Consider the following 14,818-nt stretch of genomic DNA (forward strand, 5'->3'; position numbering starts at 1 on the left):
TTGGCAGAATATAACAGCGAGCGGCCTCATGAATCCCTGAATAACCTGACGCCGGAAGAATACCGGCTGATGGCTGATAACCCGGAAATCTCAAAAAGTGCGTGGAACTAAAACGGGTGTGCTTACAGTTGGCTTACCGCTTTTAAACTAATGGATCAGAAGTATCGTAAAAATGTGGATTTGGCATATGAAGCATTAAGTGATGCCCTTACTGCTATTGATGCTTTAGGTATTGATACGAAAGTAGCAGCTAAAAAATATGCAGGTGTTCGCACCTCTTTGATCCGAACATACTATCTTGCTGTCGAGCACAAAGAAGAAACAAAACTCCCTAAATGGGTGGAGTTCTGGAATGATTTCTATAACGATGAACCGTCTAACGTCATTGTTACCACATTGCTTTCAAGCCTTATAAGTCTTGCTTCTAATGATTCAAAAGCAATGATTAGTAAGTGTACCAGCAGTTTTGAAAGCCACATCGCCTGATCGTTGATATAAACAACATCGCTATTTACTACACGGCCTCGCTTAACAGTGGGGCTTTGTTGTTTCTGCGGCTTGTTAAAAATCAAAAGCAAGGCTTCCAGAGCCTCAATATGGCGTTAACTTCTATCTTTTAATGGGGGTAGGTAAGGCCGGATAAGATGAAACCTTACAGTGGGTAAATCATGGCTTAAATGATTAATCACTCCACGAATATTTGGTTTTAGCAGGTGTGATAATTGGTGTGATAGAAAGTGTGCTATATGTTCATTTATCATACAGGTTTTAAGCTCCTGCCTAGCGTGAAGAAGGGATGCTGACAGGCCGTGAGCAAGTGCTTGCAATTGCGAACTACTTCCCCTACGCTATTAATATTAAACGAAATTGTTTAACTCTCATGACTCGGGGTGCCCTTCCACGTGAAGGCTGAGAAATACCCGTACCACCTGATCTGGATAATGCCAGCGTAGGGAAGTCAGATGCCTGTCAGGTCATCCCTTCTTCACGCCGGGCAGGAGCTTTCAATATGCAGCCTGACCTGCTACCCGGCCACCGTGCCGCGTCGGTTTTACACAATTTACATCAAGCTTCCCCTTTGGTTCACTGCATGACTAACGATGTGGTGCAGAGTTTTACCGCCAACGTTTTGCTCGCTATTGGCGCAGCTCCAGCGATGGTTATTGAGCCAGAAGAAGCCGCACAATTTAGCCCTATAGCCTGCGCTCTACTCATCAATATCGGCACACTTACCTCTGAGCGCAGTACCGCAATGCTTGCAGCCATTCATGCTGCGAACCAATCTTCTACCCCCTGGGTGCTTGACCCCGTCGCGGTCGGTGGCCTGGAGTTTCGTACACAATTTGCACGCTCGATTCTTGAATTAAACCCTGCCGCAATTCGGGGGAATGCGTCGGAAATCATGGCGCTTGCGGGCGAGCACAGTGGTGGGCGAGGCGTGGACAGTACTGTAGATGCTCTTTCAGCTCTACCCGCGGCACTTAAGCTTGCTCAGATTAGCGGTGCAATTGTTGCGGTAACAGGTGAGGAGGATTACGTCACTGATGGGGAGAATGCCTGGAGCATTGCCGGTGGCGGCGCGTTGATGACGCGTGTTGTCGGCACAGGATGTGCACTTTCCGCGGTTGTTGCTGCCTGTTGTTCATTGCCCGGGTCCCGGTTAGACAATGTCGCTTCCGCCTGCCAGTTTATGAAATGTGCTGGCGAGCAGGCCATTGCTGCAAGCCGCGGGCCTGGTAGCTTCATTCCAGCCTTTCTGGACGCGCTTTATGCACTTAATGCGGAGGCTCTGGTATGAAAGGCGTCAAACGCATTAACGCGCTAACTATTGCTGGAACCGACCCGAGTGGTGGGGCGGGTATCCAGGCTGACCTTAAAACGTTCTCGGCATTGGGTGCGTATGGCACCAGCGTTATTACCGCGCTGGTTGCACAAAATACGCGTGGAGTGCAGTCGGTTTATCGTATCGAACCTGAGTTTGTCGCAACCCAACTTGACTCAGTGCTGAGCGATGTTCGCATCGACACTGTCAAAATCGGCATGCTGGCAGAAACAGATATCGTTGAAGCCGTGGCCGAGAGGTTGGCATTTTACCAAGTCAAAAACGTGGTGCTTGATACAGTGATGCTGGCGAAAAGTGGCGACCCGTTGCTTGCTCCTTCGGCGGTAGAAAGTTTACGTCGCAGGTTATTACCGCAGGTGGCATTGATTACCCCGAACTTACCTGAAGCGGCAGCTCTGCTGAATACGGTACATGCTTGCAACGAACGAGAGATGAAAGAGCATGGGGATGCATTGCTGGGGATGGGGTGCAAGGCCGTGCTGATGAAAGGCGGCCATCTTGATGACGCTGAAAGCCCAGACTGGTTGTTTACCCAAAGTGGAGCGCAGCGTTTTACTGCACCACGTGTGCAAACGCGTCATACCCATGGTACTGGTTGCACATTATCCGCCGCACTTGCGGCACTTTATCCACGCTATAACGACTGGCCTCAAACTATCATAGCGGCGAAAAAGTGGTTATCCCAGGCATTAGAACAAGCGGATTCGCTTGAAGTTGGGCAAGGAATTGGGCCAGTTCATCATTTTCACGAGTGGTGGTAATGGGGTAAATTTCCGCCGGGTATAAAACGTTACACCATAAAACAAACCGAAAGTGCTCCCGAGGTGGCGAATACTGTGAGTCGCGGCCAGGATTATGTCTGCCTGTTTTAACAAAAGCAGGCCAGGAGAATCCATCCTCAGCGGGCAGGGTGCTCGCTGAATTTACGGGAGCGTATTATGACTGATATTGCGCAGCTGCTTGGCAAAGATGCCGACAGCTTGTTACAGCATCGTTGTATGACTATTCCGGCAGACCAGCTGTATCTGCCAGGCTCAGATTATGTAGACCGCGTGATGGTGGATAACAACCGCCCGCCTGCAGTGCTACGAAACATGCAAACGCTGTATAACACCGGGCGGCTTGCTGGCACTGGCTACCTTTCCATTTTACCGGTCGATCAGGGTGTGGAACACTCCGCCGGGGCATCGTTTGCGGCAAATCCTCTCTACTTTGACCCGAAAAACATTGTTGAATTGGCGATTGAAGCGGGCTGCAACTGTGTCGCTTCAACCTATGGTGTGCTGGCATCTGTATCGCGACGTTACGCGCATCGCATTCCTTTCCTCGTCAAACTTAATCACAACGAAACGCTCAGTTACCCAAACACTTTTGACCAGACGTTATACGCAAGCGTCGAGCAGGCGTTCAATATGGGCGCGGTGGCAGTTGGGGCGACCATTTACTTTGGTTCGCCAGAGTCACGTCGCCAGATTGAAGAGATTTCAGTGGCGTTTGAACGCGCACATGAGCTGGGGCTGGTCACTGTTCTTTGGGCATATTTGCGTAACCCGGACTTTAAAAAAGACGGTGTGGATTACCACGTAAGCGCCGATCTTACTGGCCAGGCAAACCATCTGGCCGCCACTATTGGCGCGGATATCGTGAAGCAGAAGATGGCGGAGAATAATGGTGGCTACAAGGCGGTGAACTTTGGTTATACCGATGACCGTGTGTACACCAAACTGACCAGCGATAACCCGATAGACCTGGTGCGTTATCAACTGGCCAACTGCTATATGGGCCGCGCAGGGTTGATTAACTCCGGTGGTGCCGCTGGTGGTGAAACCGACCTGACAGATGCTGTGCGTACCGCTGTCATTAACAAGCGTGCGGGTGGAATGGGGCTGATTCTGGGGCGCAAAGCCTTTAAGAAATCCATGTCTGAGGGTGTTAAGTTGATTAATGCTGTGCAGGATGTGTATCTGAACAGCAAAGTGACTATCGCCTGATTTTCTGCGTATTGCAGGCGGGTTAGCGCAAGCGACGCCCGCCGAAAACTTCCCCGCATCCATCAGTTACCTTCATCACAATTCCATAACATTTTGTGAAAAGCATCACGCCCCCCTGGACATATGTCCAAAAAATTACCCGCATTTAAGCACCTTTGAACGAGGCGGAGGTGATTTTTTACGCATAGAGTAAGTGGTGAAACGCTGTTTTAAATTAACAAAGGGACAATGACAGCCGTGAAAATAGAATCCGTAAACGTAACCGTTTTTACTTACCCAACCCGCCGAGTTTCTGACAGTGCAGGCCATTCTCACCCTGGCCCGGAAAGCCTAGCGAAAATAGCGATGCTGACGATTACCACTGATGAAGGTGACTGTGGTTACTCTTTCGCGCCACCAGAAGTGGTGCGCCCATATGTAGTGAATGCATTCTTCCGCAAAGTGCTGGTCGGGCAAGACCCGTTTAACCGCGAACGTATCTGGCAGGATCTGGTGCACTGGCAGCGCGGCAGCGCACACCAACTTACCGAACGTGCACTCTCGTTTGTTGAGCAAGCACTGTGGGATTTAATTGGCCGCAAACTGAAAGTGCCGGTCTACAAATTGCTTGGTGGATTCCGCGACAAAGTGCCTGCTTACGGCAGCACAATGTGCGGTGACGAACTGGAAGGCGGGTTATCCACTCCGGATGAATTCGGCCAGTTCGCTGAAAAGCTAGTCGCTCGCGGCTATAAAGCCATCAAACTTCACACCTGGATGCCACCGGTTGCCTTCGCTCCCGATCCAAAAATGGATGTTAAAGCCTGTGCCGCCGTGCGTGAAGCCGTTGGCCCGGATATCGATTTAATGCTTGATGGCTACCACTGGTACAGCCGCAGCCAGGCGCTGTACATCGGCAAGGCGCTGGAAAAACTCAACTTTGCCTGGTTCGAAGAGCCGATGGAAGAAGAGAGCATGGCATCTTACGTCTGGCTTTCTGAGAACTTATCTATCGACGTTGTCGGGCCTGAAAGCCTCGGTGGCAAACATCATAGCCGCGCAGACTGGGTAAAAGCGGGCGCGTGCGACATCCTGCGTGCCGGAGCGAACGGCGTTGGCGGCATATCACCAACCATGAAAGTTGCTGCACTTGCCGAGTCCTTCGGCATGGACTGCGAAGTTCACGGCAACGGTGCGGCAAGCCTTGCGGTTGTCGGTGCGATTCGTAACTGCCGCTGGTACGAGCGCGGTTTACTGCACCCGTTCCTTGAATACGATGAGCCAGCAGCCTACCTGAACAGCATCGTTGACCCGATGGACGCCGATGGTTTTGTGCATTTGCCACAACGTCCGGGCTTGGGTGAGGACATCAACTTTGACTATATAGAAACGCACACAATAAGCCGTGATTAACCCGTTACAAAAATAATAAGCCCAGGCTGATAGCGCCTGGGTAATCATTACCCTACAAAAACGGTATCTATCATGAATCGAAGCTCCCGACTGAGGGCGTGGTTGCTCACGCTCCTGTTCATGTTCGGCAGTAGCTCGGCGATGGCGAAAACGCCACCTGACCAGCTGATCATCGGCATGAATATGAATAACCTGCTCACCCTCGACCCGGCCGCCATGACCGGTAACGAAGTGGTGGGACTGGTGGTAAACCTCTATGACTCGCTGGTGGAGTTAGACCCGGCGAAACTCACCAACGTGCGCCCGGCACTGGCAACCTCCTGGGATATCTCGGAAGACGGCAACCGTCTGACATTCCACCTGCGCGATGGCGTGAAATTCCACTCTGGTAACGTACTCACCGCAGACGACGTGGTGTGGTCAATGCGCCGTGTTTTGCACCTCAATCTGGCGCAGGCATCAGTTTGGAAATCCTACGGCTTTAGCAAAAAGAACGTCGATGAGCATGTGAAAGCACTGGATGCCTCGACGGTGGAAATCACGCTGCCAAAAGCCAGCGACCCGCAGCTGGTGATTTACTCGCTGGCGGCGTTGGGAAGCGTGGTGGTGCTGGATAGCAAAACCGTCGAACAACATGTGCAAAACGATGACTGGGGTAACCGCTGGTTGACGACCAACGAAGCGGGTTCTGGGCCATTTAGCCTTGATGTATGGCAGGCAAAAGATGTATTGCGTATGAAGCGCAACCCGGATTACTGGCGCGGCGCGCCTAAACTCTCCCGCGTGGTATTCCGTCACTTCCAGGAGTCGCAAACCCTGCGCCTGATGATTGCCAAAGGCGATTTAGACATTGCCAGCAATATGGCGGTATCTGACGTCAACGCGCTGCGTAAAGACCCCGATTTGACCGTCGATGCAGTAAAAAAAGGCACCATATATTACGTTGCCATGAGCATGAAGGAAGCGCATTTCGCCAACCCTAAAGTGCGCGAAGCGGTGCGCTATCTGATTGATTATCAGGGTATCAATAAAGCGTTGATGCCGGGGTACGGCGTGCTACATCAGCGCCCAATTCAATCTGGAATGCCGGCAACGCTTCCGAACCCAGGCTATGCGCTGGATATTCCACGGGCCAAAAAACTGCTGGCGGAAGCCGGTTATCCTGACGGATTTGATACCACGCTGCGCGTACTTGCGGATCAGCCATTCCTCAATATTGCCATCGCGGTGCAGTCCACACTGATGCAGGCGGGAATCAACGCGAAAATCGTGACCGGCACGGGCAACCAGATTTACGGCGCAATGCGCGAGCGTAAGTTTGACATGTTGGTTGGGCGTGGCGGCAGTGGCGTAGAACCGCATCCGCATTCCAGCCTGCGCTCTCTGGTTTACAACCCGGATAACAGTGACGCTGCGCGTCTGACTAACTTCCAGGGTTGGCGTACCAGCTTCTACGACAAACAAATTAATCAGCAAATCGATAAAGCTCTGGTGGAGCGCGACCCAACTAAGCAGCGTGAAGAGTATCAGGCGATTCAGACCCGTTATGACGAGTTGATCCCTGCATTATTGCCGCTTTCACAAATGGTGGATTCGGTGGTGGTGCGCAATGAAGTGCAGAACTACCAGCCGCACCCATCAGCCACCACTTTCCTGCGTGATGTTTATAAAACGCCTGCTGCTGAAAATGGGGAGAACAAAGGATGAGCATGATCTTGCTGGCGCCGGGCGGCCGTGTCCGGCGTTTTTCAAAGCGCTTAAGCCAGGTGCTGGTCACCTTGTTTGGGTTACTGCTGCTGACCTTCTTTATTGGCCGCGTGATGCCAATCGACCCGGTGCTGGCGATTGTCGGCCCGGATGCAGACCAAAGCACCTATCAGCAGGTTTACCACCAGCTTGGCTTTGATCAATCTCTGGCAACGCAGTTTTGGATTTACCTCGGTGGCTTACTGCATGGCGACTTAGGCAACGCCCTGCTGACCGGAAAACCGGTGGTGGACGATATTCTGCGCGTGTTCCCGGCAACCCTTGAGCTGGCGACGGTGGCCATTATTGTCGGTGCGGGCCTTGGTATTCCACTAGGTGTCTGGGCGGCGGCTCGCCGTAACAGCGTGGTGGATTACGCCGTGCGCATTATCAGCCTCGCGGGTTATTCGACGCCGATTTTCTGGGTGGGGATGATGGGGCTGCTGCTGTTTTACGCCTGGCTCGGTTGGGTGGGTGGCGCAGGCCGCATTGATTTAGGGCTGGATGGCATTGTCCCGCGTCGTACTGGATTGTTGCTGGTGGATGCATTACTGGCGGGGAATAGTGCGGTCTTCTTCAACGCACTTAACCACCTGATTCTTCCAGCATCTCTTTTGGGTTTCCACTCGCTGGCTTACATCAGCCGCATGACGCGCAGCTTTATGCTGGCTCAACTGTCGCAGGAATTCATTATTACTGCGCGTGTGAAAGGGCTAACAGAGCGCCAGGTTATCTGGAACCATGCTTTCAGAAACATTCTGGTGCAGCTGTTAACGGTGGTGGCGTTGGCTTACGGCTCTTTATTGGAAGGTGCGGTGTTAATTGAAACCGTGTTCTCGTGGCCGGGTTTTGGGTCCTATCTCACGGGCAGTTTGCTGTTGGGCGATATGAATGCGGTGATGGGCTGTGTGCTGGTGGTTGGGGTGATCTTTGTGTTGCTGAACCTGCTTTCCGACATGCTCTACCAACTCTTTGATCCGAGGACAAAATCATGACCGTCTCCTTTGGAACACCTCAACTCACCGCTGCTGATGAGCGTTCATTACGCTTCAAACGTGCCGGTCTGCGGGCGATTGGGTTTATTGGCAAAATGGCGCGTAATCCGCTGACGGCGATTGGAGGAGGGATTGTTTTCCTGTTGTTGCTGGTGGCAATTTTCGCCCCGTGGATAGCGCCATTTAACCCACTGGTGCAGGATTTGAATAATGCGCTAACTGCACCAAACGCCACACATTGGTTTGGCACCGATGAGTTTGGCCGCGATATTTTTAGCCGCCTGGTTTACGGCTCACGCATCACGCTTTACATCGTATTACTGGTGTCGATAACCGTTGGTCCGCTTGGCTTGCTGCTCGGTGTGACCGCCGGTTACTTCGGCGGAAAAGTCGATATGGTATTGATGCGTGTCACCGACATCTTCATTTCGTTCCCAAGTTTGGTACTGGCACTGGCATTTGTTGCGGCACTTGGCCCCGGCCTTGAACATGTTGTGATTGCAATTACGCTCACAGCCTGGCCGCCGATTGCCCGCCTGGCGCGTGCGGAAACCCTTTCGCTACGGCAGGCTGATTTTATCTCTGCCGTCCGCCTGCAAGGGGCTTCGCCGGTGCGCGTGCTGTGGCGTCACATTGTGCCGCTGTGCATGCCGTCGGTGATTATCCGCATCACTATGAATATGGCGGGTATTATCCTGACCGCCGCCGGGCTTGGCTTCCTGGGGCTTGGCGCGCAACCGCCAGAACCGGAGTGGGGGGCGATGATCTCCAGCGGGCGCACTTACATGATGGAGTGCTGGTGGGTAGTAACGATTCCGGGGCTGGCGATTTTAATCAACAGTCTGGCATTCAACTTCTTGGGAGATGGCTTACGTGACATCCTCGATCCTCGCAGCGAATAACTCGCCGCAACTGCTTGATGTACGCGACTTGAATGTGACATTCGTTAACGGTCGCCAGCAAACCCACGCGGTACGTGGTGTTTCCTTCCAGCTCGGACGCGAAAAGCTGGCGATTGTCGGCGAGTCCGGCTCCGGAAAATCCACCGTCGGGCGTGCGCTTTTGCAGCTTCACCCTAAAAAGGCGCAGATCACCGCCGATCGTATGCAGTTTGGCGACGTGGATTTGTTAAATGCCACGGACGCGCAAATGCGCGATGTGCGCGGCAAACGAATTTCCATGATTATGCAGGACCCGAAATATTCACTGAACCCGGTGATGTGCGTTGGTGATCAAATTGCTGAAGCCTGGCTGACGCACCATCGCGTCGGCCATAAAGAGGCGAAACAAAAAGTGCTGGAGATGCTGGAAGTGGTGCGCATTCGCCAGCCGGAACGCGTCTATAACCTCTATCCGCACGAAGTTTCCGGCGGCCAGGGGCAGCGCATTATGATTGCGATGATGCTGATCACCGACCCGGAAATGGTGATTGCCGATGAGCCGACTTCCGCACTTGATGTTTCAGTGCGTTTGCAGGTGCTGGCGCTGCTGGATGATTTAGTGCAATCGCGTGGACTGGGGCTGATTTTCATCAGCCACGACATTAACCTGGTGCGCAGTTTCTGCGACCGTGTACTGGTGATGTACGCCGGGCGTGTTGTGGAATCTATCGCCGCCAAAGATCTGGATAACGCGCAGCATCCGTATACGCAGGGGCTTATTAGCGCCTTGCCGGATATGGACAAACGGCGTGCGCATCTGCCGGTTCTACAGCGCCAGGCCAGTTGGCTAACGGAATAAGGAGCAACGTATGTCATCCATGATTGAAGTCAGCCAGCTTAATTTAACCTTTGGCGAAGGGGCGAAAACCAACCAGGTGCTGTTCGATGTGAATTTCAACGTTGGGCACGGTGAGATTTTTGGCCTGGTGGGGGAGTCGGGTTCCGGGAAAACCACCGTGCTGAAATGCCTCGCCGGGCTATTCACGCACTGGCAGGGAAAACTGGTGATCGACGGCACCGAGCTTGAGCACAAAATCAGCCGCGAGCGTTGCCGCATGGTGCAAATGGTATTTCAGGATCCGTACGGTTCGCTGCACCCGCGCCACACCATCGGCGATATTCTGGAAGAACCGCTGCAAATTCAGGGCTTCACCGACCGTGACCGGCGCATCAATATGATGCTCGATAAAGTCGGCCTGAACCGCGCGTTTCGCAGCCGTTATCCGCACCAGCTTTCCGGCGGGCAGCGCCAGCGTGTGGCGATTGCACGTGCGCTGATACTTGAACCGGAAGTGCTGCTGCTTGATGAACCTACTTCGGCATTAGATGTTTCGGTGCAGGCGGAAATTCTCAATTTACTTTCGGATTTACAGCAAGAATCGAAACTTACCTATTTAATGGTGACGCACGATTTAGGCGTCATTGCGCATTTATGCCATCGCGTGGGTGTGATGCAACACGGGCGTATTCTGGAATCGCTCGGCACCGATAATTTAATCAGCGGTGCCGCGCAAAATCCGTATACGCAAATGCTGGTTAACGCCAGCCGCCAATATAGCCGTGAAATGGCCCAGCAGGTGGCGCAGTTCTGACTCGACTCAATTGCCCGTCTGCTTAACCCAGCAGCGGGCAGTTTGGTGGCAGACGGCAGCTCAGCGCATTCGGATGGATATCAATGCGGAACTTCTGACTGGTCAGCGGCTCGCCATCAAGATTAAAAGTAATGTCGTGCGGGGCGGTTATCTCAAACCAGGATGAACGCCCATCAATGATATTTGGGTTGTCGTCCGGCTGCGTCAGAGTTTTAAAAATCGCCGGGAGCAACTCATCGCCGGTGAAAATGCGCAGTTCTAACAGCCCATCGTTAATCAACGCCTGCGGGCAAAGTTCTTGTCCACCTCCCGCCTGACGGCCATTGCCGATGCCAATCACCAGCGCGTCGCCTTGCCACTCAAAATTCTCACCACGAATTTCGCAGCGATCCGGTTTGAGCGTGTCGAGGCGAATCAGGCCGTGAACGAAATAGGCGATCCCGCCCAGTGCCGCTTTAAGTTTTTCCGGTGTTTCGGTGGTGATACGCGTCCCGAAACCACCGGTCGCCATATTGATAAACCAGGCCGATTCGTTCACCTGCACCAGATCGATAGGCGTCCCTTTGCCGACAATTGCCAGTTGCAGCGCTTTGTCCAACTCCTGTGGAATGCCGACGCTGGTGGCAAAGTCGTTGGCGGTGCCGAGCGGTAAAATGCCCAACACCGGACGGTGTTCAGGGGCCAGTTGCGCCAGCGCGGTCGCCACTTCGTTTATCGTACCGTCACCGCCTCCGGCAATAACCGTATCAACGCCCATCCTGGATGCTTCTTCAACATAGCGAATCGCATCACCTTGTTCCCAGGTGACGCGGATGTGTAACGTGTACCCCTCATCACGCATGACGCTGACGGCGCTGCGCAAAATATCGTTATTAGCACCTTTGCCGTTCAGAATGACGAGCGATACCGGAAACTGCTCCATGGAAAACCTCTGGAAATGTAATTGAATTCAAAGTGTATCTTATGTGTGGGATTTGCGGGTAAGAACAGGCTGAGTCTGCGGGGTTTAGCAAAAAAGAAGGCCTGCGGAAGTGCCTTTCTCTTTGGTGTTAATAGGGGCTTTCAGCGGTGCAATGCGGCTTTGCACGGTACGCAAGACTACTGAAAGCCCTCAAAAGCTACCCGACTGTGGACACTGTGTGGACGTTTTGTGCGTCAGTTCCGCCACGTAGCGGATTGAGTGACACAGCGTCCTGCAAGTATTCAGGTGCGAAATGAGCGTAGGTCATGGTCTGCTCAATTCTTGAATGTCCCAGTATTCGCTGTAGCGTGATAATGCTGCCTCCGTTAATCATAAAATGAGTAGCAAAACTGTGGCGAAGTGCATGGGTTGCCTGGCCAGACGGTAAATCCGGTTTAACATCCTTCAGTATTTGCCGGAACTCTTTGTAATGAGCATTAGTAAACAGGAATCCGCGTTTATTGCCTGCAATCATTTCAGCCACTTTCTGAGACACAGGAACTGTGCGCGGTTTGTTTGTTTTGGTCTTCACAAACGTCACACGATTCTGAATGATATGCTCTGCTTTTAACTTCACCGCTTCACCCCAGCGGGTAACGAAAGTCGGGCTGATGAACGATGACATGATGCTGACATGGACGCCGCTTGATACCGACGGTAACCCGTTAATTAAACCCCTGATACGTCGCCAGCTAGAGGCCGTGTGTCCGGAGATTGCCGGCGGGCTGCATGTTCCCCGTATTGCGCGGGTGATTGCGCATTCTGAGCCGGTGAGCAGTGGCAACATTGCCAACGAGTTTCGGCCACGCTATGCCGTGGATCTGCAACTGCAGGACGCAGACGGCAACCCGGTAACAGATACACCGCTTTATAAAGCGGTCCAGGTGCCGGTGCCAATGGCTGGCCATGACAGCGGCATGTTCCAGTTTCCACCGGTCGGAACGCTGGTTGAAGTGGCGTTCATGGATGGCCGGCCAGATAAACCCTTTATTCGTCAGACGTTGCCTGACGGCACCAGTCTGCCCAATGTGAAACCCGGCGAGCAGCTGCAGCAGCAACGTGAAGGTGTGGAAACGCGCGTCACCGTTGAAGGGCATATGCAGCGCACCACTGACCAGACGATTGCGGAATCATCTATGCATCGTGAGGTTAAGGCCGACACGGAAAGCCGCACAATCACGCAGCGTGATACGACCATCCAGGCCGGTGATACAACCAAAGTGATGGGGCCAGCCAGGCTAATGGCCGGTGCCATTCAACAGGCCAGCACCGGTGATTACGCCATCGGCACCCAGGCAAACTACGTCGCGCATGTGGCGCAGGACGCCACGACAGAAGTCGGTGGCAATCAGTCAACGAAAGTCACCGGCAACATCACCACAGAATGCGCGGCGCTGGCTGAGAAGATAGCGGGATTGCGTAAGAGTGTTGCCGCCGGCGGGCAGCAGGTGATGGGGCCAACGGTTCATATAGGCAGTGAATCAGTGAACACCCTGCAGATGATGCTGGAAACTATCGACCTGATGCAGCAGGTGGCCACGTTCTGCGCTGCGCATACGCATCAGAACACTGGCGCACCGACGAATGCTGCCGACTTCACGACAGCGGCCACGGCTGCAACAGCCACTAAGAATAAATACAAAGGCTTAATTGCCTGACCTGCCAGCACCATGTGACAGCCCGCCGAGCGCGGGCTTTTTTGTGCCTCAAATACAGCCCTCAGAACGCACCACAGGCCACGCAAAAGCGCCACCACGTCAACGCATAGGCAAGAAGGATCGTCACCACAGCGGCCCGCAGAAACGCAGCCGCAGCCACCCACGGAACGAATCACATCACGGAAACCGCGCTACACCGCACCCGCCTGCGCTCTTTGGGTCATAAAGTTTTTTCAGTTGGGGATTTGTGCAATTGACCTCCGCAGACCGCGCCAGTGCTGGGGATTTCGTGAGAAATGGCCATTGCACAGAATGTAATGAATTTCAGTGAATTTCAGTTTTCTAGGGGAAAGTAAAGGATCAGAAAGGATCGATAGTGTAGGCGTGGCGCGGCTTCGCGCCATTTTCCGTCACTTTAAAGTCTGACTGTTAATCATTGCTTTGAGTAATATTTGGTATCCACGCATTTAGCATGTGAATGCATTCTGGTAATATCATATACACGTTTAATTTGTGGTTATGGTTTTCAGAATGAGTGCAAAAATTAACTCTGTGCAGGCGCTTAGAGGAATAGCAGCGATAATGGTTATGTTTTTTCATTATCGTTTTTTAATAAATGACAGCCATGATGGGTTGGGTGATAAGTTATTTATATATGGTGGCTATGGGGTTGATATATTTTTTGTAATTAGTGGCTTTGTTATTACGTTATCATCAATAGATAAACCGACAGGTTTTCAAGGTGCCTTTCATTTTATAAAGAATAGAGCTAAAAGACTATTGCCAGCATATTTTATTATTTTAATAATCACACTGGCTTTATCTGGTGGTTTAAGTCTATTCCATTACCATAATAAAGTAGAAAATTTAATAAGTGCATTGTTTTTTATACCCATATATGCAAGTAAGTCCCCGGTATTTATAGATACGTCAGAAATCTATGGAGTAAGATGGACGCTAAATTATGAGATGTATTTTTATTTTGTGATGGCATGTTCTATGTTGTTCACTAGGCGTTGGCTTGTAATGTTTGCTTGGTTTGCTATCGCACTGATTGTTGTTCCGGTTTGCCTTACCCAAACAATACCCCTTCAGCCTGGCGTTGTTTTGAGTCAAAGCGCATATTTCAATTTAATGACTAACCCGATGGTGTTCGAGTTTTTAATCGGAGTGACACTCGGTTTGGCATACAAAAAAATAAAATGTGTAAATGGTTACGCTAAAATAATCACAACACTTTTATCTTTACTCTGCATTATGTTTCTTTATAAGAGTCATGGTGGGCTTGATCGGGAAAACATGCAGGTTGGGTTAATTTCGGGACTTTTATTCTTAATAATCATTATTAATGAAAAATTTTTGGAATCTATCACGCCTAGGTTCTTAGTCTTTCTCGGTGAAATATCATTTTCGCTGTACCTTATACATAATGCCATGAACTCAATAGTTAATAGACGATTGGATAAGTTGGGTGTTCCTGATGGCCTAGGTAAGTTTATATTATATTCTGTGTTATCAATATTTTTAGCCTGGCTATCATATCGTTATATTGAGAGAGCAACATTTTCACGAAAGAAGCGCTTACAACTCAGCAATGGTGATTAGTATATTAAGTAATACTTCGCTCCTCAAAAACAGATGAAATTTTGGTGGCAACTGAGGGGATTTTCGTACCCTCAGTTTTGCGCGCAAAAGATTT

At 51.6% G+C, this 14,818-nt stretch carries 12 protein-coding genes, 3 pseudogenes and 1 riboswitch; of the genes and pseudogenes, 13 read left to right on the forward strand and 2 right to left on the reverse strand.

Features of this window, described 5'->3' with window-relative positions:
• The 11 genes and pseudogenes from LVQ76_RS08730 to LVQ76_RS08780 all read left to right on the forward strand — a co-directional run.
• Nucleotides 1-111, forward strand: a pseudogene (locus tag LVQ76_RS08730) (integrase); the annotation flags it as partial.
• Between the two features lie 39 nt (nt 112-150).
• A complete protein-coding gene (locus tag LVQ76_RS08735; protein ID WP_232921432.1) occupies nt 151-486 on the forward strand; it encodes a hypothetical protein in 336 nt (111 codons plus the stop codon).
• 390 nt (nt 487-876) lie between these two features.
• Nucleotides 877-973: riboswitch (TPP riboswitch) on the forward strand.
• A 36-nt stretch (nt 974-1,009) separates the two neighbouring features.
• Nucleotides 1,010-1,798, forward strand: a complete 789-nt coding sequence (gene thiM, locus LVQ76_RS08740) for a hydroxyethylthiazole kinase (protein ID WP_232865196.1) — start codon at nt 1,010-1,012, stop codon at nt 1,796-1,798.
• Entirely contained in the window at nt 1,795-2,604 is an 810-nt protein-coding gene (gene thiD, locus LVQ76_RS08745; RefSeq protein WP_232921433.1) for a bifunctional hydroxymethylpyrimidine kinase/phosphomethylpyrimidine kinase, read from the forward strand. Before thiM ends, thiD begins: the two co-directional genes overlap by 4 nt.
• Nucleotides 2,605-2,781: 177 nt before the next feature.
• The gene (gene fbaB / locus LVQ76_RS08750; RefSeq protein WP_232865198.1) at nt 2,782-3,834 is read left to right on the forward strand and encodes a class I fructose-bisphosphate aldolase; all 1,053 of its coding nucleotides are present in this window, start codon (nt 2,782-2,784) and stop codon (nt 3,832-3,834) included.
• Between the two features lie 237 nt (nt 3,835-4,071).
• Nucleotides 4,072-5,226 carry a mandelate racemase family protein gene (locus LVQ76_RS08755; RefSeq protein ID WP_232921434.1) on the forward strand — a complete coding sequence of 385 codons (1,155 nt, stop codon included), beginning with the start codon at nt 4,072-4,074 and terminating at the stop codon, nt 5,224-5,226.
• A 72-nt stretch (nt 5,227-5,298) separates the two neighbouring features.
• Nucleotides 5,299-6,933, forward strand: coding sequence for an ABC transporter substrate-binding protein (locus LVQ76_RS08760; protein WP_232921435.1), 1,635 nt, complete (start codon nt 5,299-5,301; stop codon nt 6,931-6,933).
• Entirely contained in the window at nt 6,930-7,967 is a 1,038-nt protein-coding gene (locus tag LVQ76_RS08765; protein ID WP_064512345.1) for an ABC transporter permease, read from the forward strand. The genes LVQ76_RS08760 and LVQ76_RS08765 overlap by 4 nt, the downstream gene beginning before the upstream one ends.
• Entirely contained in the window at nt 7,964-8,869 is a 906-nt protein-coding gene (locus LVQ76_RS08770) for an ABC transporter permease (protein WP_232904337.1), read from the forward strand. The genes LVQ76_RS08765 and LVQ76_RS08770 overlap by 4 nt, the downstream gene beginning before the upstream one ends.
• Nucleotides 8,841-9,707: an ABC transporter ATP-binding protein gene (locus tag LVQ76_RS08775; RefSeq protein WP_232921436.1), complete on the forward strand. Its 867-nt coding sequence runs from the start codon at nt 8,841-8,843 to the stop codon at nt 9,705-9,707. Before LVQ76_RS08770 ends, LVQ76_RS08775 begins: the two co-directional genes overlap by 29 nt.
• A gap of 19 nt (nt 9,708-9,726) precedes the next feature.
• Nucleotides 9,727-10,500 (forward strand): ABC transporter ATP-binding protein, encoded by a 774-nt coding sequence (locus tag LVQ76_RS08780; protein WP_151994529.1) that lies wholly within the window; start codon nt 9,727-9,729, stop codon nt 10,498-10,500.
• A gap of 22 nt (nt 10,501-10,522) precedes the next feature.
• Here the strand turns inward: LVQ76_RS08780 and yegS are convergent, their stop codons facing one another.
• Both yegS and LVQ76_RS08790 read right to left on the reverse strand, forming a co-directional pair.
• The gene (yegS, locus tag LVQ76_RS08785; protein ID WP_232904335.1) at nt 10,523-11,422 is read right to left on the reverse strand and encodes a lipid kinase YegS; all 900 of its coding nucleotides are present in this window, start codon (nt 11,420-11,422) and stop codon (nt 10,523-10,525) included.
• Between the two features lie 196 nt (nt 11,423-11,618).
• Nucleotides 11,619-12,053 (reverse strand): annotated as a pseudogene (locus LVQ76_RS08790) (tyrosine-type recombinase/integrase); the annotation flags it as partial.
• Between LVQ76_RS08790 and LVQ76_RS08795 the strand changes: the two are divergent.
• A pseudogene (locus LVQ76_RS08795) lies at nt 12,049-13,119 on the forward strand (phage baseplate assembly protein V); the annotation flags it as partial. The pseudogenes LVQ76_RS08790 and LVQ76_RS08795 overlap by 5 nt on opposite strands.
• Nucleotides 13,120-13,650: 531 nt before the next feature.
• Nucleotides 13,651-14,724, forward strand: coding sequence for an acyltransferase family protein (locus LVQ76_RS08800; RefSeq protein WP_232921437.1), 1,074 nt, complete (start codon nt 13,651-13,653; stop codon nt 14,722-14,724).
• Nucleotides 14,725-14,818 lie beyond the last annotated feature (94 nt).

Origin of the sequence: Buttiauxella cochleicola (assembly GCF_021283185.1) — a bacterium.
In the GTDB taxonomy this organism is placed as follows: Bacteria; Pseudomonadota; Gammaproteobacteria; order Enterobacterales; family Enterobacteriaceae; genus Buttiauxella; species Buttiauxella massiliensis.